Origin of the sequence: Runella salmonicolor, from assembly GCF_024158025.1 — a bacterium.
Taxonomy (GTDB): domain Bacteria; phylum Bacteroidota; class Bacteroidia; order Cytophagales; family Spirosomataceae; genus Runella; species Runella salmonicolor.
Genome location: NZ_JAMZEL010000023.1, coordinates 25,508 through 48,163, shown reverse-complemented (window position 1 = coordinate 48,163; position 22,656 = coordinate 25,508). Strand labels below are relative to the sequence as shown.

Sequence of the window (22,656 nt, the reverse complement as noted above, 5' to 3'; positions counted from 1 at the left end):
CCTCCAATTGACTCATTCGGTCCAATTTGGATTGAATAATTCCCAACGGAGTTTGAATTTCATGCGAAGCATTCTCCGTAAATTCCCGTAGTGCCAAATATTCGCGGCGACTGCGCTCGGTGAGGTCTTTGAGCGAGTACTGCAATTCTTTAAATTCGGTGATCGTAGAATCATGCCAGTGCAGCGGTTGAGCCGAGCGAACCGAGAATTGTTTTAAATTTTCCAAGTTCATGAAAAACGGTCGCCAAATTTTTCGATTGGAGTAATAATTGATCAAAACGCCAAAGAAAGCCATCCATAAAGCCACGCCTAAAAAGGAGATAAAAATGGTCTTGTAATACCTTTCCCAGCCAATGTAAGAGGTCATGACCAAAATCCGATAATTACGTTGGTTGACATTTTTGACGAGGGTCAAATAATAATAGCCTTCGTTTTTATGCTGCAAACGGTCGAAAATCAACGTATCTCCCAAACGCTTGTTGGCAGCAAATGCAGCGGAAACTTCAGAGACTGAGGTAAGGGGAAAATTAACTGTTTTGCCTCGTGCCACTTGGTCAGCGATTAATTCAGCCTGTAATTCAAGCTGTTCTTTGATTTCATCCGTTACTTCTTGCCTTAATAACAGATACAAAGCAATGCCCGCAATAGATAAAATGACGGCCATTGCCAGCAAAAAATTTTGCGTGGTTTTAGAGAGCAGTTTCACGCCGAAGTAAATTTATAACCCATTCCATAGACTGTTTTGAGGTAGTCGATTCCCGTATGTGCCGCGATTTTTTTACGCAGATTCATCGTATGCACATAAACGGTATCGAAATTATCGGCCATGTCATAATGATCTCCCCACAGGTGCTCGGCGATGGATTGCTTGCTGACCACGCGATTTTTGTTGACAATAAAATAGAGCAGCAGTTCATACTCTTTTTTGGTAAGATTGACGAGCGCTCCCTGATAGAAAACCGTTTTTGCAATGGGGTCAATGATCAGGTCGTCCACGATAATTTGCGCATTTCCCTTGAATAATTTTCGTCTTACCAGCGCATTGACCCGCGCATTCAGTTCTTCCAAGTGGAAAGGTTTGGTGATATAATCGTCGGCTCCGAGATTAAGCCCAGTTAATTTATCGTTCAATGAATCTTTGGCTGAAACGATCAGGACGCCGGCTTCGCTATGCTGCTTTTTGAGCATTTGCAGCAGATTCAGGCCATTGCCTCCAGGCAATGTAATATCCAGAATAATGACATCATACTCATACAATGCTATTTTATCCTCTCCCGCTTCAAAGGACATCGCTTTTTCACAACGATACCCCTGCTCCGTCAGATAAGCGTCCATTTCATCCAGTAGCAACGGTTCATCCTCAATCAGCAATAGTTTCATAGATAAGCCTCGCGTTCAGGTTCCATTAAAATTTATAGTTATAGCTTACTCTAACCACCTGGGTTTCGTAATAGTCTGTACTAATATAGTTAAAACCGGCACCTTGGATATTTTTTTTGATTTGCATCGTGTTCAGCAGGTCGGTGGCATTGAAGTAAAACTCCCGTTTACCGTTCTGCATTGACTTTTTTATACCCATATCCAACGAAAAACGCTGCCCTATTTTTCCCTGCGGAATCAAATCGGGGGCTAAGTAAACGGCGGTTATTTGCAGATCAATTTGTTTTGGTAAACGAAACAGGCCATTCCATTTTACATTGCCCGATAGAAGTTGCTCGGTAGGGGCGGTAAATGTATTGAGCGCAGGATATTTGTTTATTACACTGAAAGCGTTAATTTGATTACGGTAACCGTTAAGGTTCAGGTTAAACGAAAACCATTTAGACATTTCCTGCGACCACATCAATTCCAAGCCTGTATTGTAGCTTTTGCCGGCGTTTTGCATAATGGAATAGATTAATGTACTACCAGAAACGATGCTCGCAATGCGGGTAATGGTGCCCTTTGCCATACGATGATAGGCAGCCATGTACAGGTAGCCTTTTGCTAGATTGGTTTTGTAACCCAGTTCCAATGTGTTAGTAAACTGTGGCGCTAAAGCGGGATTTCCCACTTTGATGATTTCGGCGTCATCGTACTTGGGGAATACCCGAATATCTACTTCATTGGGTCGATCTACGCGGCGATTGAAAAATAGAGAAATTTTGTTGCTTTCATTGATTTTATAAGCCATTCGTAAGTTAGGAAACGGCTGTGTGTAGTGATAACCGTCACTTTTATAGGTGTTGTGATTGGGGTCGACAAGGTAGCGAACATCCACGTATTCCATACGAAGTCCCGCCTCCAGTTCTACCTTTGTGTTCTCATAGACGTAATTGCCATACAGTGCTGGAATATTTTCTTCGTAAGTAGCCTTTCCTCCCGCGTTGACATCTAAGGGTGAATTTTGCCCTGGGAAAAACTGCATATTGGTGGGAATTTGTCGCCAACGATATTTCATTCCCCCTTCCAAACGACCGTATCGTAGTGGACGTACATAATCAACCGTAAAGTCGATAACGTGCTCATCTGACAGCAGTTTGAACGCATCCAAACCCGTGAAGGTAGGCATGATATTGGTAAAAAAATACTTTTCATCTTCACGGTGAAAAGTATAGTTAAGTCCAAAGTTAAGTAAGCGCCCAGGCTGATTGAATTTGTGCTGAAAGGAAGAGGCCGCAGTAACGGTGGTTTTTAATTCATCTTCCAAAAATTGCCACAGACGTTTGCGCTCCGTCAGGGTTTGATTGAAAAAAGGCTCATCGCCATCATCCAATATCTTTTCACTGCTGAACAGTCCCGAAATGGTAAATAGGTTATTGGGATTGATCGTCCAATCCATTCCTGCGCGTAATGTGCTGATGGTCGTTTTTCGGTTGCGTTTGGTTTGTTGGTTGATCACTTCGCCTGTATCGTAGGTACGCGTAACAAACTCGTTTTTGCTGAGGGTGGGCGTGTATAACACATCGCCCTGAAAAAAAGTGTTGATATTCTTTTTACGGTAATTCAGGGCCAGCGACGGATTAAGTTTTGGGGTATTTTGAAATTGAGAACGAATACCGGGCAGGTTGCCTCTTTTTATCCACAACGCCCCTAAGCCCGCCATCATTCCCACTTTGCCGTTGAATCCTTCCTGCTTATTTTTTTTGAAAATAATATTGATGATTCCCGCATTGCCGTTGGCGTCGTATTTGGCGGAAGGATTGTTGATGATCTCAATTTTGTCGATGGCCGAGGCGGGAATGTTGTCCAGACTCGTCTGATTGCCAAAACCCGTCAGTGCGGTTTGTTTGCCATCGACCAACACCGCTACTTTATCGCTTCCCCGAAGCATTACCTTGCCTTCCTGCACCGTAATGCCCGGCAGATTTTGCATTACCTGCAAGACCGAACCGCCGCTCTGAGAAATATTATTTTCCACTGAAAACGTCTTTCGGTCTAATTTCTCCTGAATTTCATCGGCCTGTCCCGTAACGACCACTTCATTGAGCATACGGGTATCGGTTTGCAGTTCAATAATGCCTAAATCAATGAATTCCGATAAATTTCCGACAAAAAGCGGTTGCTGCCCTGAAACATAGCCTATGGAAGAAAATTGCAATGAATACTTTCCGGGTTTGATTTTTACCAGTGTAAAACGCCCGTCATCGCTGGTGATGGTTCCTGCGGCAAAAGAACTGTCTTGGGCATTTTTGATAATGACATTGACGAAAGGAACAATGGCCTTGGTTTGGTAATCTTTGACTATTCCCGAAACAGTAACGGCGCTATATTGGGCAAAAAGCGACGTTTGACTCATCAGGAATAAGCCAAGCCAAAATGTACATTTCAATGAAATCAATTGGGGTCTCTGTGCCATATTGTTAAGATTTATGGCTTAAAGGTGATTCCCAATTTTAAAGAAATTTTAAATTTTATTTCCGTGAAGGGGCCTTGCACATAAACTTTCAGTCTCAAACCGTATTTTATTGAACATAAAATTCATTAGAAAACTGCATTGCAGGTCGCTTTTGCGGGAGGTATACCTATTGAAACACTGGTTTATTTTGGTACATTTTGGGTGGCAGGGGTTAGAAATCAGGAACGGTCATTCCAGAAACGTAACCCCTATTATATTTGGGTAAGTGTCCCTCAATTCACGAATAGTTTCAAACATGAGATTTTCATAAGCGAGTCAAGAGAAAGTTAGTAATGAAAAGTTTTAATCTCTGGATTTACCAAGGTTGTTTCAATCTTTTTGTCAGTTAAAGCCTTGATTTCTCTAGTATATCACAAAAATTATTTAATCTTGATTTTATAAAAAAGCCCAGATAAATGCGGAGGGTTACTAAAAGGTAGCTAAAAAGGAATAGTATACGCATTTACAACAGCGTCTGCTGAATAATCGGAATAATACAAATTGAGTGTTTTATAGTATTCATTCCATTGTAAACCATGAACCACAATCGGGCTGTTACTTAATCGTTTGGTCAGTGGCCGGGCTTTTCGGGCTACCATGTCATACAACCACACGGAAGCATATCCAGATACCTTATCGATATATGCTATTTTTGAGGATTCCTGATTTACGGGTGTTAGAAAACCCATTTCATGTAATTGGGAATGCTCGGGCAAGCTTTCATAAATGCCTTTTGGTAAGTTGTAAGTAATGGGTTCGGTGGAGCTTGAAGTTGCCGCCACAACATCACTTCTGTAATTATAGACGCCTCCATTCAAACTGGTAAACCCTCCAAGTAGCAGGCGATTGTCATCAAGCCATACAAAACTATGCTTGTTATATCTTGTAGGGGCACCCAGTACGACAAGACTGTCATTGGAAATAAAAAGTTGGTGGATGGGTGATGGAGAGGGAATGGGTATATTCAGAAGGATTGACTTCTCATCCCTACTCCAAATATAACCTGCCAGCCATGAACTCGGAAGTTGGATACTTTTCATCAATGCAATGCTGTCCTGCCACTTACTATAATCAAAAATATCAATAAACGCGGGGGTAGATTTGAAGTCCCCATAATTTCGGCCAATAGCCACTTTTTTATTCGACCTATCCCAAGCTGGGTATCCTGTTCGTTCAGTTAGTTTTACCCATCGATTTGTTTTTAAATTGTGGAAATAGGTACCTGCGTCCCAATAGCTGACCAGTAACTTCGTGGTATCTGGAAAGTAAGCTATGTATATCAGATAATTTTTGTTAAACGTGCTGATGTCCTTGGGCAAATGTATCCGTTTCAACGGATTGAATTTGCTGGGAATTGCCATTACCCCTGACGCTGAAGAGCGAAAAGCGTTGTTAACGATCAATCGGACACTAAAGTAGTAGGGCTTGCCCGTAACCAGCCCCGTAAACTGAAGTAAAGAGTCGGTCTTTTCAAGTGTTTTGTAGAGCGACAATTCCGTGGGAGACTCGCCAAAATATATTTCTATATGTTCAGGTTCAACTAACGGTATGGTTGACGGCTCGTTAGGGGTTGAGGAGTAATCATATTTCCATTGCAGAGTAATGGAGGACTCCGACGGATCAGCCCAGATACGGGTTATTTTTGGGTAAGGATCGGGCTCGGGTTCGCGTTTGAAGCACCCTGAGAACAGAAGGCAGAGTATCAGTCCAATAAAGATGTATCGCTGTAATGTACTGTTCATCTGTTGCCGCATTTTCCCGTATTCAGATCGTAGTCCAGGGAGACCTAAAAACTTTTGTGTAGAGCCGCTCAAATCTTTCTGCATTATCAATCTGTTCGTCGTTGGAGATGATGGATAGATTCAAATTTCATCATTTTTTTACAAATCAAATGCAGAATCCGAGATTTTATACCTGGTTTCTACACATTAAGTATCTGACAGCATTTCTTCATCGACTTGTTAAGAAAGTATGTAGTTTCAAGAGCTTTAGAACTGCCGATATAATCGTAGTTCTACACTGTATTTTTTCTTCACACCTTTACAAAACAACATCTGTACATACACTGCGTACACACATCCTGTACACACATAAATTTTAAAGCGTTTTCAAAGGCTTCAACCCAACAAAAAAGCGCCAAAAAGCGACGAAAAAGCGGCTTTTTGGCGCATATAGACCTATTGTCCTAGGCGATTGACTGTCTGCCAAATGAGCGTACAGCTGTACCTGCACTGTCCTTGGACACGGGCAATTGTTCCTCGTTTTTTTGCGATTTACCGATTATCGTTGTCCATCGCCAGAAAAAAACAGCACCCAGTAACGTCGCAATCCCGATGAGCCAAATCCAATGACCTGGTAACCAACCAGAGACATTCGGGGACGTGGGCACCTCCTCCGAAAGCGGTGATTGACTCAGAGAGACTGGGGTACTGGCTTTTAATTGGACCGTCGGCAAGAGCTCTTTGGTCTCAGTATCTTTGGTTTCTTTGCTCAATTCCACCATTGTTTGATTGGCCATCAGGTGTACCAAATCGGCTTTATGACGAATCAGGGTTCCCTCCATAATTTGGCCTTTGTACCGCTCAAAAAGTTCGGTCAACTTGGGCTGCTCCTCATAGCGTTTCAGCAACTCTTCCCTCTGGTCGATGTATTTCTCCATCTTAACCAGTTGTTCCGCGTGGTTTTTGGCGGTGGAGGCGTCTTTTTTGAGGCTGGTGTACTCCAAAATGACACTGCGTATCCATTCACTTACGTTCATTTTTTGTCGGCGGGCCAATTCGTCCAACAGGTTACGGGTAATGCCGTCGAGGCGTAATTGCAATCGTTCGTCTTTCATGGTTGTGTTACAATTATTGGTTAAAAATTAGTGTTCCAAAAAACAGGGTAATCATTTTCTGTCAGCGCCCAACCGAAACCAGGGTCGCGTTGAATGAGATAATCCGCCAAATCAAATCCCTGTTGGCGTTGGATTTCCGTGGCGGCTAGTTCTACCAGCGTAGAAACACTGACATCATAATCCGCTTTCTGCAAGGCTTCGGCTTTGATTAGCCATTTTTCATAGGGTGTGCCCTGTCCTCTATCAATACCCGCATCTGGGAACAGAATAATCTTCCGTTTTGCCAAAGGTTCAAATTTGTCTTCCTGAAGTCCCATGCCCCCCGAGGCCAACCACACGTATTTTGGAAAAATCAGGGTCATTAAAATGGCCGTTTTTTCGCTTTCGACGACCGCTATGGGTTGATTTGTAGGCGCATTTGCCAATTGATGCAGGCCAAAAAAGCATTGTTGCAGCCTAAAATCGGGCCATTTCTGAAGGGCATGTACCCACTGGATATGGTCGTACGGCTTTTTAACCCTTTTTCCCGAGGAGGCATCGTACAGCATCACCTTTCCCGCATGAATCTGCCCCTTTGCATTGATTTGCCAAAAGATGACCGCCCCAGGCCAGTGTTTAGAAGTACCGATTTGAAACTTTTCGGCTAAGTAGCCTGCTGGTTCGGGCCCGAAAAGGGTCTTTAGGTAACTTTTAAAGTGATTATTCGCGTTGGCCGAAAGCGTTCTTTGCATTAAACCCTTGTCAATAAACGTTTGTGCGGGCGGTTTTCGGGGAAGCTGTAAAATGGCATTGGGAGGCCGCTCAGGAAGGGGAAAATGATCGGAAAAATAGTGTTTGGGTGTAAAATGATACCCACAATTAACTTCCCGATTGCACCTTCCTACGTCCTGAGGCAGATATTGATTATTCTCCTCGTCCACATAGCGTTTGAGGGTCTTATGGTTACAGCTTGGGCAAGTGAATAGCCTGTTTGGACGCGTGTCGTCCAAATGAAAACGATAGTGATTCATGATTGAATGAAATGGGTAAAGTGTGTAATTGGTAGGGTGTGTAATTTTTTACACGGCGGTGTTTTTACACACTTCAGTATTGTTTAATCAGTTACGGATGGTTTTGTGTTTGTCTTTATCGCCTAAAAACAATACCGCAATTTCACGCGTGAAATGGGTAAAGTGTGTAATTGGTAGGGTGTGTAATTTTTTACACGGCTATGTTTTTACACACTTGGGTTATTGTTTAACCAGTTGCTGATGGTTTTATGTTTGCCTTTATCGCCTAAAAGCAATTCCGCAATCTCACGCGTTTTTTTACCATTTTGAGTCATTTGGATGGCTTCCCTGATTTTCGCGGCTTTGATTTCCTGACTACTGAGAACAGAGGGCTTCTTTGCCAAGGCGTGATACATCTTTACGGCATGACCAATCAGGACTTCTGAAAGAGTAAGGGCAGTCATAAAGTCATCATCTTGACAAATCACTTCCGATTTGCCGAGTTGATCATTTTTATTCCGAATCATGGTAAGAATCATTGCGATCCGAAACGTAATCAGCCCCAATCGACGGATGGAAGCAATCAGGTTATCCCCTATTTCATCCACTAATTCTAGCTGCCAGCGTTCAAAAGTTTGGTTGAAAAGCGCCTCCTGAGCGGCTGTCAGACCGAAAAGCAGAGGGTTTTGCGCACGTGTCTGAAGGTTATCGTACAGCATCAGCAAGTCCAAAGCGTATTCATCCACTTTGTCATCGTAGGAGCCGTGCGAAGTTTTGGCAAAAACAGATTTCCAACTTAATTCGTACTCGAAGGAATAAAAGCAAAAGCGGGAAAAAAGCCCATTCTCCGTGTTGGGAATCAGTTTTCTGACTTGGGCGGGGGTGCCAGATAAAATCACGGAAAGAAAAGGGTGCTCCATTTCACTGAATTCATCGTTGGTTTTGCGGAGTTGTGAAATGGCTTCGTGGTGAAATGCTTTACGGAGCATATCGGAGTAATTGCCCCAATCCTGATTGAGCGTGGCAGAAAGCGTATCGGCTTCGCTCTCAAACATCATACCCCGCCCCTGATTGTCGTTCAATGCCTTCAGTACGACAGCCGCGCTGCTGTTGGCGGGAATAAAAAGCATCTTATTAACGGGAGGCGAAGGCTTTTCAGGCGGCTCTTCTTCCTTGTTTTTCATGGCTTTTTGGTACTCCCGTTCGTCTTGTTTAAACGCCTCCAGCTCATTGGCCGTCTGCAACCTGAGTAACCGGTGAATACCAGCGGCCAGTTGTTTGGCCCACTTCATCGGGCCTTTGCCCGCAGCGGGCGGGGCGGAGATAAACAGATACAAATTTGCGCCTACTTTGGAGTTGTCGTAAAGGCCGTAAACGTTAGGCAGACACCCGCTGATAACCCCTAAAGTGGCAATGAGAAAAACATCTCTTTCCGTCCTGTTTTGAAAGATGTTGCAGGCGCTTGCCAAATAAGGCGGCAGTTTTTCATATACGGAATCAGGAATAGCCACTGCATCGGTTAGCTTGGGCCGCTGAAATGAATTCAGTTCAGCTTCCAGGTCGGTAGGGCTTATCTGCCCTGCCGACAAAGTCGTTGCATCCTGATTCATTGACCTAAGAGGTTAGAAGATGAACAAACGTCTAAGTCAATCGTCAAAAAGTAACCGCGAGAATTCTGCCTGTGATCATGATGATGCGCATGACGATAAATCGTTTTGATGAGGCCCGTGATACCAGTTGGACACTTGGCAATGGCCAACTGGTGGCGGCATTCGGGGGCGGTGTGGAGGTGGCTTTGGCGTGGGCCTTTTGTGAGTTCCCTGAACTCATGCTTGGAGAAGGCTACCATGATGGTCTTTGTCATGTCTTTGTTTTTTATTTTTGACATGCCAAAGTTGGATTATAAAAAAACAGCAAGTGATACGAAAACCCATACGGCGTATTTCGTACTACTTAACTTGCTGATTCTTAGTGTTGCTCTTTATGTTTTCAAAGTGGGGTTCGTATTCTTCTGAATACAATTTATCATACATGTCTATCTTTGTTTTTTTGTCGGTACATGGCGAGAGGGGTTGTTCAATACTATTTGACTGAGTAAAATAAGCTTTAATCAGTTTAGTTGGTATTTGATTTATAAATTTCTTACGTTTAAGTTCAATGAACAATTCAGCCAATTCCTTTTGTGTACCTCGCCACTCAATCTTTTCAAGACTATTATTAGTTACCTGAATTGATTGGGTTTTGTTTAACTGGTCAATTGCTGCTTTTTTTAACTCAATCAGTAAATTAACATACAACAACTCATAATGATATTCGATGGCTCCGGGCGCTTTTGCAATGATAAACTGCTGCAATTTCTTCCCTAACTTTTCCCCTCTCCGCGCTAAATTTTCAAGGTACTCAACCGAGTCAATCAATCTTTTTTTCTCAGCGGGTAACAATTGTAGGCTGTAAGGCTGTAAAGGATGGGCAGATTCATCCTCTAATGGCTCTCCCAGTAAGTCCAGATACATTTCAAGCTGATCAAAAAAATCAACATACATTTCCTGACATACACTGTACAGTTTTCGCAAGGACTGATTTTGAATTACTTTATTTGATTCGTGTAAAGCCGTTTCAATGACCGCCATTTCGGACAAATCTAGTTTTTGAGCCTGCTCCAGTTCAGCCCTCAGGGCTCTCATTTTGACCGTATTATTCAGTCTGTGTTTCTCGGCAATACTTTCTCCAATCTCAAGCAGCACATCTATGACTTTCTTCTCCATTAAATATCTCTTTTTTGATTCCCTTGTTTGGTCAATCTCATGTAGTATCTGATTGACTTCATCGGGTGATTCTCGACGCATAATGCTAACGAGTTCCTTTATTTCTTCTTTGGTCATATTCATTTCTTGTGATTTTGCAGTGTCAAACTATTGAAAAATTGAGAAAAATTTCGTGGTTTTTATTTTAAAGTGCTCAATTTGAGTTAGTAATGGTGAATTTTGCATCAGCTTGCGTATTTATATAATCTTATTTTATTTTACTAGCTATTCGTGCCCAATGGTTGATTCAGATATGCCTAAATCTGCATCTTTATAGGTAAGATTCGCATTGTTTTTTACAGTGTTAATAATGAAAGTGATAGTGTTTTAATTGATTCTGAAAGTTTTAGATAGCTAAAACAGTTATCGAGACCCATCACTAAAACGCTTAGGGGCTTCAAACCCTAGCTTTTTTCGGAACATTTCTGACCGTTCTTACTATTTTACTGAACTTAAAATGGTACTAAAACTATTCTGGGGACTGGTTCATCTCCTACCCCCTCACCACAATGCTCTCACCCACCGCATCATAATGGTACTTCACCACCTCACCCGTCCGAATCAATTGTATGGCTTGCTCTATGATGGACAGCGGCGGAATAAACCATTCCTGGGGCGTGCACCAGTTTGTCCAACGCAATAAACATCAGCGCCCGGGACTTTCCCGAGGCCGGCGGAGCTTTGAGCAGCAAGAAGCGGGCATCGCGGGCCTGATAGGCTTTTTCCTTCATTTCGCGCATTCCCAGTGGATTGGTGCGGGAACTTTGACCCGTTTGGGCATAACTGACGTGGACTAAATCGGGCATTTTACTTACTGTTTTTAAGCTCGGTTTCGATTTCTTCGATGGTGGGCAAACTGCTTTTGAACTCTTCGGGAAAAAGGCGGGTCAATTGATACTCCGTCACACCAATGGGCTGATTGATGTTTTTCAGGGAATATTCCGCAATCACGTTGTTTTTGTTTTTACAAATCAACAGTCCTATCGTTGGGTTGTCGGTCGGATGGCGTAAAATATCGTTGGCTACCGACAGATAAAAACTGAGTTTGCCAGCGTATTCGGGAATAAAGTCGGTTACTTTCAGTTCTATGACTACATACGCCCGCAGTTTGAGGTGATAAAACAACAAATCGATAAAATATTCCTGATCACCTACCTGCATCGGCACCTGCTTGCCCACGTAGGCAAAACCAGTACCCAGTTCGAGCAAAAACTTGGTTACATTATCAATCAGGGCATTTTCCAGTTCCCGCTCTTTGTAATTTTCGGTCATGGCCAAAAAATCAAAATTGTACGGGTCTTTGAGCAACTGAGTGGCTAAGTCTGACATAGGATTGGGCAGCGTGTCTTTGAAATTGGTGATGGCTTTGCCCTGCCGTTCGTACAGATTACTCTTGAGTTGCATTCCGAGTACATCACGGCTCCAACCGTTTTCAATGGTTTTTTGGATGTAAAAACCCGCTTCATCTATGTTACCTGACTTGGTGAAAATCAAAATGTTATGTCCCCACGGAATTTGGTCAACAGGCTGTTGACCAAATGAGGATTGATAGAAAGTATAGAACCGTTTACAGTATTTAAGGTTTGAATTTGACAAGCCAGCCATGTCCGGAAACTCTGTTTTTAAATCTCTTGCCACTTGGTCAATTAACTTATCTCCCCATTTTGTTTGGGACTGTTTCTCCGTTATCATTCGGCCCAATTCCCAATAAAATTCAATCAGCGCACTGTTGACTGCAACGGCCGCTTTCAACTGCATTGACCTGATTTTTGATTTCAGACCCAAGAGCCATTCTTTGTATTCATCATCCAATATCATTTCCATACGCTACATCTTTCGAGTTCATAAAACATTTTTTTCTCCCTTTACATTGGGCAACAGGCTGTTGACCAATTTGCCCTCATTTTTTCTTCCTTTTGGCTTTGCTCTCGGACTCAAACACCGCGCGGGTTTATTCTTCGGCGATCATCTGCTCGTCGCTCTCAAATGGGCGACCGCCCAGCCTACGGCAGAAAGAAATCGAAATATTTGGGGAACTCGCACAGGGGTATGTCGAGAGCATCAACGTTTTTGTGGTCGAGTTGGGCAATATTCATATGTTGGTAATCAATTTCAAAAGCGAATTATTCATAAAAATGGGACTTTGCCCGAAGGTACAATTTTAAGTTGTTTTCCTGATTTTGGCAGTAAATAAACGCTCCCAAAATCTGAGGGGAAATTTTATGATTGAATTCCGGCTATGGAGTTGTTTTAAATTGTGGCCTTTATTTTAATTTTAAGCAAACTTATTAGTTAAATGACTTGGAGTGCGTCAGGTAGCAAATAAATTGCTGTACGTGGCTAAAAATGACCTTTTTTGAGCTGTAGCCGATGTTTGTTGGGTATTGTAGTTCATTTTTCGACAAAACGTCGTTTTTTAATGCCCATTTGGACAGCGATTGGCTTGAAATGGGGACGATTCGCAGGTCTGTTAAATTTGCTGGCATGGTTATTTTGTGGACAAGTTTTAAAATAAAACTAAATCACAATTTAGCGAATGGCCAAATTTGATTTTTACTAAGACCAAAACTGGAGTTAATTCTACCGAAAAATCCCCAGTTAGTTATCAAACGGTCGCAAGAATAGTTTTTGTAGTTTGTGATTTTTGAAAAAACATAATAACGAAATAATAACGTTAAAAAATTAATAAATACAAAACACATACTTTTTTCATCTTCGAATCGACTGTTTTGATCTGCAAGCAAGTTTGGCAAAAATTAATTTTTTTAGGAGAAATGGGACCTATTTTTTTTAAAAAACACACAAAGAAAAATTTGTTTTTTCTTTGTGTGAAATTTGGAGTTAAAGTTTGTAAAAAGTTTGTAATAGTTTGTAGGGGGGCGTAATCAACTGAAAACCAAATTTTTATAGCAATAAAGCGGGACAGATTTGGGAAGCAAGCGGGACAGATTTGGGAAGCAAACGGGACAGATTTGGGAAGCAAACGGGACAGATTTGGGAAGCAAACGGGACAGATTTGGGAAGCAAACGGGACGCAAAATAATATTTGTCCCGCTTTTGTTTTTTTTATAGTTTTGTCCATCACTACCCTTTTTCCATTCCCATGACCGATGACCGAGTGCTTGAGCCCTTTAAGGATGATAATTTAGTTATTCTCAAAAATCCCATTGCCAATGCTCGCTTCGGGCTGTCTGTTATGCAGACCAAGGTGTTGTTTGAGGCCATTGCTTTTTTTAAGTCCAATCAGGACCTCCGGACCATGCGGCTCTACATCAAAGAGTTTCTGAAAAATGTCGGTGCCGAAACCAACAACTACGAATACATAGCCAAAGAAATTGACCAAATGACTGAAATCCCGTTGAGGATTCAGCGCACTACCAAAAAAGGCAGGTTGGACTATTTGAAAGTCCAGTTGTTTTCAAGTGCAGATTACAAAATTGATGCTTCAGGCTTTGGTTTCGTAGAAATTGAAATTTCAGATAAGCTAAAGCCCTATTTTTTAGAAATTGCAGAGGGAGAGTTTTTCTACTATCACATTCTCAATACAAGGGTTTTAAAGAGTAAATATTCAATCAAGCTTTATCTGTTTCTCAAATCGTGGAAACGTAAAGGTCAGGTGGAGATAAGCGTCATGGATTTGCGCTCTTTGGTTGAGGTCGAGCCTAACGAATACACCGAGTACAGGTACTTCAAAAAACGAATTATTGAATCTGCGAAGAAAGAACTGAGCGAAAAATGTGATATTACCTTCGAGTACCAAGAAATCAGGGCCATACCTGGCAACACCAAAAGTGAGGTAGTAAAAATCCGCTTTTTTATCCGTGAGAACAAAGAGACCTGGAACAAATTCCGAGAAAAACGGGAGCTTGAAATCGGCAAGCCAGAACCAGTAAAAAGGCAGATACCCATCAAGTCGGTAGCTGTACCTTCGATAAAGATTGAAACCGTTCCCCAAGAAATAGTACAAGATTCGGCGATTGATAAACGAATTTTTGAGCTGTTCCGAATCTTTGAACCCGAAGCGGAAGATAATGAAATCGGCATTTATTTGGAAGGTATTCAAGCCGACCGCGCACGAGTATTGGAGGTGTTGCTTTTTGCCAAACAGGAAAAAGCTAAGAACATTACTATCAAAAGCATTTATTCCTACATTGTCTACGGGTTAAAAAATAACATTGGCGTTGGACTAGCGGATAAGGAAAACAAGGCCAAAACCAAAGTGGCTCAAACTGCTCTGAACCGGCAGGCCCAGCAACTCAATAAGCAAATCAAACAATGGTTTGAGATTGATTTTGTTTATGTTTACAATCAGCACCTTATAGAGGTGGGCGCATCGGCCGACAACGAACAAAAGAATGCCTATGTATCACACATACAGCAACTTATAGCCGACACGCCTTCTCTTAAATTTATGTACTACAACCCCGACCAAACCCTAAAAGCCGATGAGCTGCGTCGGGGGTTGGGAGTTGTGTTAACCAATCAAAGAGGTGAAACGATAGAAAGTCTCTTTGTGGATTGGGTACAGAAGGTGAAAGGAATTAAAGTAGAACTGTTTGAGGGAGCTTGGCGACAAGTATCTGAGCCGCTGTTTTAAGCAAAAAATCATTTGCTTATGTAAATATTTATATAAATAATCAAATAATCAAATAATCAAATAATCAAATAATCAAATAATCAAATAATTTTTTTGCTTATGTAAGTATTTGTTCGTTTATGTATTTATATAAATAATCATTTAATTGAATAAGTATTTGATTTTTTATATAAATGATTAAATACTTATGTTTATTTTTGAGCCATGAAAATAATAACCGTCGCCCATCAAAAGGGAGGTGTTGGAAAAACCACCCTTGCCCTAAATATTGCCTACTGCCTTTCAGAAGACCTACGTGTGGGTATAACCGACACCGATTTACAAGGGTCAATTTCGGAGATAGAATCATTTCTCTCTGGTATTGACTTGGTACCGCTCGATAAAGTTATCAAAGGAGAAGAGCTGCCCTACGATGTCATTATCATTGACACCCCGCCCTACCTCACTGGAAGCCTCAATGAGATTTTCCAGATTTCTGATTATGTATTGATTCCCACCAAACCAGGTTTTCTGGACGCACTCGCCATCAAAGCAACCATTTTCCTTTTTAATAAAGCCAAAAAGGATAGGCCAGAATTAAAGGGAGGGATTGTAATGAACATGCTCCAAGGACGAACGAGCATCACCGAAGAAGTAAAGACCATTTTAAAGGAATATTCGATACCATTGTTGGAAACAACGATCTATCATCGAGTAAGTTTGACGCGCTCACCCATGACAGCGGGAGTGTTTACGGGGGAGGATACCAAAGCCAAAACGGAGATTACAAATTTGACTTACGAAATCTTAAACGATTTGAACCAATGAGCAAGGAGAAAGAGGGTTACGCCGAAAATCGGTCGAAGCTGGCCGAAATGATTAAGAAGACACCGACCAAAGCCAACATTCAGGAGGTGAGACCCGTGGCAACCAAACCCACCCAAAAGGAAGAAGAAAGTCACGTAAATATCTGGATACCCAAAACATTATTTATGAAGCTAAAAATGGAATCAGCCCGTACGGGCAAAACCATCAAACAGCTTACGATTGAGGCTTATGAAAAGCATCTTGGAGTTGATCAAATATATAAATAATTAAATGATTATTTATATATTTGATTATTTTGGTAGGTATTAAATCCCGTTCTTGAAAAGGACCAATGATGAAGTCGAGTGAAAATCATTGAATTTTAGTTTGTAAGTTGAAATTCAATGACACCACTCTGAAAAAAACTCTAAATGCTACCATTCTATTAATGGTAATAAAATCAACATCATACCAACGTATTTCATCATACTTAAAAGTGTTAAATTAGTATTCCTATGTCCTTTAATGAAAATATCCCCTCAATTACGATTATTTCAATTGGACGTGACAAGGAAAACGATGTAGTAATCGAGAATCCTCATGTAAGCCGTCAACATGCTAAATTAACAGTTTGCTCTTTGACCAGCTTTATCATAGAAGACAGCGGCAGTAAACGGGGGATTTTTATTGAAAATGAAGGGGAACTAACCAGGATAAGCAGAAAATTGATTGATATTCAAGATAAGATATGGCTGGCGGATGTGGAAATTACTGTAAAAGATTTATTACCTAAAGTTAAATCTGTTTCTCAAAGTCAGCCAAAGTTGGAAAAAGATCCACTTGATTTTACAGTGCAATTTAAGGCATTACAAAAAGTTTATGAAGACTATCCTGTTTTGCGTAAAGCCTGCCGTGACCGCGATAAAATGATACGGCTATGGAGTGTAGTTGGCGGTTCAGTTATTGGGGTCGGTACGGTAGCTACAGCAGGAGCTTTTGGTATTTTAGCAATGCTGTCAAGTGCAGGGCTTAGCATTTTAATTCCTACACTTTCCTCACATTTGCTATCGACGGATGAAAAATTAGAGCTTATAGAGAAAGAGTATCGGCAACGGTATCGTTGTCCCAATCCTAATTGTCGCGACCCGTTTGGAAATCGAGAATATGAATTATTGGTTAATCAAAAAAAGTGTGGAAAATGCAAAGCAACATGGGTCAAATAATTTTTATATCCTCTTTAAAACTTACCTTTTACAAATTTATTTGATAAAGGGAAAACTATCAACTATCATGCAAAATACGACTACTTCCGACCAACAAATGACTGACGTATTTCAAGCTGCACAACAAAAACTGTCAGCCCCAACAACATCCTTAAACACTAAACTAAGTAATCGCCAAAAAGCGTTTATATCTACTGCCACAGTGCTACTGGGCGGTGGGGCAGCGTTTACAGCAGTTAGGTTGGGAGTATTTGGAGAAACAACAACAAATGAGTCTATACCTCGGATACAACCAGAACCAATCAGTTCAAATCAGCCTGTCAAACATCATAATATTTCACCTGTGCAAAACGGCAGTATCAAACCGGGTCCTAATATTGATATTGCAGGAGGTATTAATGAAAGTATGACATTTGAGCAAGCGTATGCAGCAGCCCGTGAAGAAGTAGGTCCTGGTGGCATTTTTTCATGGCATGGTGAAGTCTATAATACGTATACTGTCGAAGAATGGCAAGGATTATCATTGGCTCAAAGGCAAGATTTTTTGAGCGATGTAGACTTTAAACCAACGGGTATGAGCAGGGAAAAGCCTCCTGTCAGTAATCAAGAGCCACTAGGACCTGAACCAATTTACGTCGAAACAATTATCAATGGTCGCCCTGCATTGGGAATAGACGATGACAGAGATGGTGTTGCAGACGCTATTGTTATTATGGATATAGATACAAACAGTATAATTGCTGTTGTGGATAATGAGGGAGATGATCGTTTAGATACTGTGATTCAAATAGACATAGCCACGAATGAAATAATTAAACAAGAATCTTTGGATACGCCTGCCTTAACCGCAATGAGTAGTTTAGAGCCTTCTAACCAGCAATCTGATTCAATAGTGACGGCCAATGCCTATACGGCCTCAACAGAAGAAGAAACAGATGAAATCTCAAATGAAGACGAAAGTAACGATGAAGCTACTGATGAAGGATATATCAATGATGCTGAAATGCCCGAAATGGAATAATGACAACCTTTAAAAATACAATTGTTCCTTGTCAAAAATGTGGCAAGCTCATAGCAGTCAAAGTGCGTGACTTTGAAAATGGTGCAATTCAGTGTACTCATACTGGGTGTGGGCATATCAATCAACTTACCTTACCCTATTATGATGAACGCATTTTGCAGGGTTTACCTTCTTTCGGATACTTAATATGTCACAATAACCCTTCGATAAGGTATCCATTGCGTTTTGGAATAAATGTAGTGGGACATTCTTCATCGTGTCATGTGCAAGTAGAGCGTTTTTTACATGAGGGTAAATGCTATTTAAGCAGGCGGCATTGTACTATTGAGGTCCTGTTTGATAAATGGGATGGGAATCTCCGTTACCAAATACAAGATGGTGCCATAGATTCCGAAACGGGTGATTATAAAAATAGCCTCAACGGAACGCTTCTTAACGGTTATTTACTCCAAAATGGCGAAAAAATAGACGTAACCGATCAAGGATTAGTGTGTTTAGGTGGAATAGATGTATTTCGGTTAGAGGTATATCAAATTCCTCAAGCTATGCGTCAAACTTACCTTACATTCAAGCCTTTTGAGCTTGATGAAACACAATAAAAACAGATGACCATTATAATAAGGCAACCAATTACTTTCTCTTTTATAGGTCAACGTTCTAACAATGAGGATTTTGTCCAGCCCGTGACTCAAGATAGTCGTTTATTTATGGTATGTGATGGAATTGGTGGATGGGACAAGGGCGAGGAGGCGAGTCGTTTGGTTTCGGAGGCGATAGTTCATTATTTTGAACGCCACCCTCCCGATACCTTAACAGAAAAGTACCTTACCGATGCTATTCAGCAAGCTTATTTGAGTCTTGCTGAATACCTCCAACAGAATCCACTACTTAGCCGAATGGGTAGCACTCTGGCGTTATTATATTTAAACGAACATGGAGTGTTTATTGCCCACGTAGGCGACAGTCGCGTATATCACTTGCGCAAGGGGTGTATTTTACACCAAACCTTAGATCATAAGTATGTGTTGGAGCTCGTTGCGGAAGGGATTATTACCGAAGAACAAGCACAAACACATCCTCGTCGAAACAGCCTCAGTCGTTCGATTGGGGTTGATGCCAATAATTTAACGCCTAAAATAGATAAACCTGCAATTACTTATCTTACTGACGTACAGCCAGGGGATTACTTTTTTCTGTGTACTGATGGGGTACTGGAACAAATCAATAATGAAAAATTAAGTACTATTTTTCGCGAAAACAACACTGAGGAATCTATTATTGAAGCAGTTTTAGTAAGTTGCAAGGACAGGACCCGTGATAATTATTCAGGCTGTTTAGTACCTGTGAATGAAGTTATCAAGGAAAATGAGTTAAATTTTGCTCTGCCTTCTAAAAAAAATCGTTGGGCATGGCTGGGGTTTATGCTCTGTTGGTGCATAACACAGTTGGGGTATGCTCAAAAAGGTACGACTTACGCCGTAGTAGTAGGCATCGCTGATTATAAGATTGCTGATTATCGAACGGGTGATCTCCGCTTTGCTGACAAAGATGCCCAACGATTTGTTGCCTTTTTGCAAAGTAGTACGGGTGGAAGCGTTCCTGCACAAAACATTAACCTACTTACAAACAGTAACGCCTCTAAAAAATCGATTTTAAATGCTATGCGTATTTTTGAAAAGGCAACGTCTCAAGATCGGGTGTTTTTTTATTTCTCTGGTCATGGTATGAAAGGGGCGTTTATACCGCATGATGTAAGTACTCAAAATCCAAATTCCGTCCTTACCCATGCCGAAATAAAATCCATTTTTAAAGCATCAAATGCTACGACCAAATTCTGTATTGCCGATGCGTGTTTATCAGGCAGCATGACTGCTCGACAGTCATGGAACGTGGTTGAACCCAAAACTCTTGCTCCTTCCAATGTTGTTTTGATGCTCTCCTCCCGATCTACCCAAAGCTCCGTAGAAAGTGGTATAGTGCGAGGTGGAATTTTTACTTTTTATATGCTTCATGGACTCCGTGGTCAAGCTGATACTAACCATGACCACATCGTCACCATTAAAGAACTCTACAATTTTGTATCAAAGGGGGTAAAAAGTACCACTCCAAACAAACAAGCCCCTTTATTTTATGGGAAATTTTCTGATGATTTACCCATGAGTTTTCCAAAATGACTTAATTGACTAATTTTGTTTTCTTGCCATGAGACGTAATAAATATTATTAAAAGATGTACCAAGATTCCAAACCAAGCCCTAATCATCGAAAATACTTAGAAACTCTCAGGCAAATGACAAAAGGCGATTCAGTTGATGAAAGCCTTGAATTTCCTGAGTTTGGTCAGGCATTGTTTAAGGAAGGCTCACTATATAGATTTCCTCAAAAATACCCGATGAAATCCATGAGTTGTTCTTGAAAAGATTAGATAAATGTCACTCCAGAATTATTAAATGGGGAATTATAAAATTTCTACAAAACAAGCCCCGAAGATACCATTTCTTACAAACACCATGAATTTGAAATCTAAAAGCCTATACAAGCTTATATTTATTCACCTCACCTTATTAGGACTGGGAAATTTCTTCCTAGCGTGTGATTGGGCTAATCCTGTCCTAAAATCACTTAGAAATTGCACGCTTCCTACCGATATAACTATTACTAGAGACACTGTCGACCTGCGAAAATACACCTTTTCGATAGCTACGATTGCACCTTCAGATGTAAAGACTGTGACGTGGAAAGTCTTAAATGGAACTACGGTATTAATACAATCTACCCTCAACGCTACTCAAACGTATGCTTATACTGCATCTTCCAATGGAAATTACACGGTAAGTGCTGAAATAGAGTCATTTTGTGGAGAAAAAAAGACGCTGAATAAAGCTTTATCTGTTAAGGCCTGTACTCAACCTACTGCTATTAATACACTGATTGTCAGTAACAATACTTATTCGTTTGGCTTAGTTACTAATACTCCTGCTGATGTAAAATCGGTCAGCTGGAAAGTGATAAGTGGAAGTAACACAGTTAACCAAGAACAACGTAATGATGCCAGTGCGTATAATTATACATTCAATTCCTCGGGTAGTTACATCATTAGTGCTGATATTATAACCGTTTGCGGAGAAAATCTAAATCGTACCTTAGCGGTGACTGTTACGATTGCAGGTATTTCATCGGCTTCTAATTTTAAAGCTTGGAGAAATGGCGGGGCGGGAAACGATGTTGGAAACGGCGTTGCGGTAGATGGTTTAGGAAATGTGTATGTAGTAGGAAATTATGGATCTTCTATTGCATTTGGAGCTACAAACCTGAATGTAGCAGGTTCCAACGACGTTTTCATTGCAAAATATAATAGCAACGGTGATTTAGCGTGGGTCCAAAGAATAACTGGGGATGGAACAGATGAAGGTAAAGGCATTGCAGTGGATTCGAATGGTGATGTCTATGTAGTAGGTCAAGTGAGTAGCAATGCAGGTTTCTTTAACACAACTGGAAATGTTATTACAAACACTCCTGTCAGAAGGCAGACTAATGGGCCTACGGATATATTTGTGGCAAAATATAGCCGAGATGGTCAAATGTTATGGAATAAGTTGTATGGGGGAGGCAGTCCAGATCAAGGAGTAGGAATCGCCCTGCATTCATCTGGTATTTATATTACTGGTTTTTTTAGTGCGCCGTCGGCTAGTTTTGGGTCAACAACCATTCAAGCTTCTGGAATAGAGGGTAAGTATGATGCTTTTTTAGCTAAACTAAATGGAAATGGAGATGCTCTTTGGGCTGTTTCCTGTGGTGGTTTTGAAAATGATTATGCAAGCAGTGTAGCCGTAGATACCGAAGGAAACGCGTACATAACTGGAAATTTCTCCTCTCCAGCTACTTTTCGGTCCGTTTCTGGAGCTTCCACAGTCTATACTTCCAATACCACCCCTGATATTTTCATTGCTAAATACAGCTCTGGTGGTAATTTAATGGCTTTTCATAATTCGAATTCAGGGACTCCTGCCTTTGGCAGTAGCGTTGCAGTAAGCGGCAATTCCGTTTATGTAACAGGTATTATACAAGGGGCAAATTATGGGAACACCCCTGTGAATTATCGTGGTGGTGGAGATATATTTTTGGGAAAATATAATAGTAACAACCTAAATGTACAGTGGATAAGAACTGCTGGTGGACTAGGTTCCGAAGCTGGGAATAGTGTGGTATTAGATAAATCAGGGAACGCCTATATAACAGGGCTATTGAGCGATAATACTTTGTTTGATAACATTGCCGTCAGGTCATCAGGGAGTACGGACGTATTTTTGGCACAATACGATGTTAACGGAAATTTTCGATTTGTTAAAACGACTGGTGGCAGTGGCTCAGATGGAGGTACCTCGATAGCAATTAATACTACAGGGAATTTATTGATGCTTGCAGGATTTTATAGTAGTTCTTTTGTATTTGGTACGCCACCTGCTTTGACTTATTCAGGTGGATTAGACATTTTTATTTCAAAATATCCAGACTGAAAATAGC

General features: G+C 41.1%; 20 protein-coding genes. 8 read left to right on the top strand and 12 right to left on the bottom strand.

Features of this window, described 5'->3' with window-relative positions:
- The 12 genes from NCI00_RS28355 to NCI00_RS28300 all read right to left on the bottom strand — a co-directional run.
- A partial coding sequence (locus NCI00_RS28355; protein ID WP_253533224.1) for a DUF8486 domain-containing protein occupies nt 1–706 on the bottom strand: 706 nt, incomplete at its 3' end.
- Nucleotides 703–1,380 carry a response regulator transcription factor gene (locus NCI00_RS28350; protein WP_253533223.1) on the bottom strand — a complete coding sequence of 226 codons (678 nt, stop codon included), beginning with the start codon at nt 1,378–1,380 and terminating at the stop codon, nt 703–705. The genes NCI00_RS28350 and NCI00_RS28355, both read right to left, overlap by 4 nt.
- A gap of 25 nt (nt 1,381–1,405) precedes the next feature.
- On the bottom strand, nt 1,406–3,838 hold the full coding sequence (locus tag NCI00_RS28345; RefSeq protein WP_253533222.1) for a TonB-dependent receptor domain-containing protein: 2,433 nt from the start codon (nt 3,836–3,838) through the stop codon (nt 1,406–1,408).
- Between the two features lie 479 nt (nt 3,839–4,317).
- A complete protein-coding gene (locus tag NCI00_RS28340; protein WP_253533221.1) occupies nt 4,318–5,619 on the bottom strand; it encodes a hypothetical protein in 1,302 nt (433 codons plus the stop codon).
- A gap of 443 nt (nt 5,620–6,062) precedes the next feature.
- Nucleotides 6,063–6,713, bottom strand: a complete 651-nt coding sequence (locus NCI00_RS28335) for a ribbon-helix-helix domain-containing protein (protein ID WP_253533220.1) — start codon at nt 6,711–6,713, stop codon at nt 6,063–6,065.
- A gap of 20 nt (nt 6,714–6,733) precedes the next feature.
- Nucleotides 6,734–7,723: a DUF6371 domain-containing protein gene (locus NCI00_RS28330; RefSeq protein WP_253533219.1), complete on the bottom strand. Its 990-nt coding sequence runs from the start codon at nt 7,721–7,723 to the stop codon at nt 6,734–6,736.
- 206 nt (nt 7,724–7,929) lie between these two features.
- On the bottom strand, nt 7,930–9,312 hold the full coding sequence (locus NCI00_RS28325; protein ID WP_253533218.1) for a DUF3987 domain-containing protein: 1,383 nt from the start codon (nt 9,310–9,312) through the stop codon (nt 7,930–7,932).
- Nucleotides 9,309–9,590, bottom strand: coding sequence for a hypothetical protein (locus NCI00_RS28320; RefSeq protein ID WP_253533217.1), 282 nt, complete (start codon nt 9,588–9,590; stop codon nt 9,309–9,311). Before NCI00_RS28320 ends, NCI00_RS28325 begins: the two co-directional genes overlap by 4 nt.
- 61 nt (nt 9,591–9,651) lie before the next feature.
- On the bottom strand, nt 9,652–10,584 hold the full coding sequence (locus NCI00_RS28315) for a hypothetical protein (protein WP_253533215.1): 933 nt from the start codon (nt 10,582–10,584) through the stop codon (nt 9,652–9,654).
- Nucleotides 10,585–11,054: 470 nt separating this feature from the next.
- On the bottom strand, nt 11,055–11,312 hold the full coding sequence (locus NCI00_RS28310) for a hypothetical protein (protein WP_253533213.1): 258 nt from the start codon (nt 11,310–11,312) through the stop codon (nt 11,055–11,057).
- Nucleotide 11,313: 1 nt separating this feature from the next.
- The gene (locus NCI00_RS28305; protein WP_253533211.1) at nt 11,314–12,330 is read right to left on the bottom strand and encodes a PDDEXK nuclease domain-containing protein; all 1,017 of its coding nucleotides are present in this window, start codon (nt 12,328–12,330) and stop codon (nt 11,314–11,316) included.
- Nucleotides 12,331–12,794: 464 nt separating this feature from the next.
- Nucleotides 12,795–12,992, bottom strand: a complete 198-nt coding sequence (locus tag NCI00_RS28300; protein WP_253533209.1) for a hypothetical protein — start codon at nt 12,990–12,992, stop codon at nt 12,795–12,797.
- A gap of 617 nt (nt 12,993–13,609) precedes the next feature.
- Between NCI00_RS28300 and NCI00_RS28295 the strand changes: the two genes are divergently transcribed.
- From NCI00_RS28295 to NCI00_RS28260, 8 genes are all read left to right on the top strand, one after another.
- Nucleotides 13,610–15,103, top strand: a complete 1,494-nt coding sequence (locus NCI00_RS28295) for a replication initiation protein (protein WP_253533207.1) — start codon at nt 13,610–13,612, stop codon at nt 15,101–15,103.
- A 204-nt stretch (nt 15,104–15,307) separates the two neighbouring features.
- Complete coding sequence (locus NCI00_RS28290) at nt 15,308–15,910, top strand: AAA family ATPase (protein ID WP_253533205.1); 603 nt, start codon at nt 15,308–15,310, stop codon at nt 15,908–15,910.
- On the top strand, nt 15,907–16,176 hold the full coding sequence (locus NCI00_RS28285) for a hypothetical protein (RefSeq protein ID WP_253533203.1): 270 nt from the start codon (nt 15,907–15,909) through the stop codon (nt 16,174–16,176). The genes NCI00_RS28290 and NCI00_RS28285 overlap by 4 nt, the downstream gene beginning before the upstream one ends.
- 228 nt (nt 16,177–16,404) lie before the next feature.
- Nucleotides 16,405–17,112 (top strand): FHA domain-containing protein, encoded by a 708-nt coding sequence (locus NCI00_RS28280; protein ID WP_253533201.1) that lies wholly within the window; start codon nt 16,405–16,407, stop codon nt 17,110–17,112.
- Nucleotides 17,054–18,133, top strand: coding sequence for a hypothetical protein (locus NCI00_RS28275; RefSeq protein ID WP_253533199.1), 1,080 nt, complete (start codon nt 17,054–17,056; stop codon nt 18,131–18,133). The genes NCI00_RS28280 and NCI00_RS28275 overlap by 59 nt, the downstream gene beginning before the upstream one ends.
- Entirely contained in the window at nt 18,133–18,732 is a 600-nt protein-coding gene (locus NCI00_RS28270) for an FHA domain-containing protein (protein WP_253533197.1), read from the top strand. Before NCI00_RS28275 ends, NCI00_RS28270 begins: the two co-directional genes overlap by 1 nt.
- A gap of 6 nt (nt 18,733–18,738) precedes the next feature.
- Nucleotides 18,739–20,307 carry a caspase family protein gene (locus tag NCI00_RS28265; RefSeq protein WP_253533195.1) on the top strand — a complete coding sequence of 523 codons (1,569 nt, stop codon included), beginning with the start codon at nt 18,739–18,741 and terminating at the stop codon, nt 20,305–20,307.
- 335 nt (nt 20,308–20,642) lie between these two features.
- Nucleotides 20,643–22,649 (top strand): SBBP repeat-containing protein, encoded by a 2,007-nt coding sequence (locus NCI00_RS28260; RefSeq protein ID WP_253533194.1) that lies wholly within the window; start codon nt 20,643–20,645, stop codon nt 22,647–22,649.
- Nucleotides 22,650–22,656: the final 7 nt, after the last annotated feature.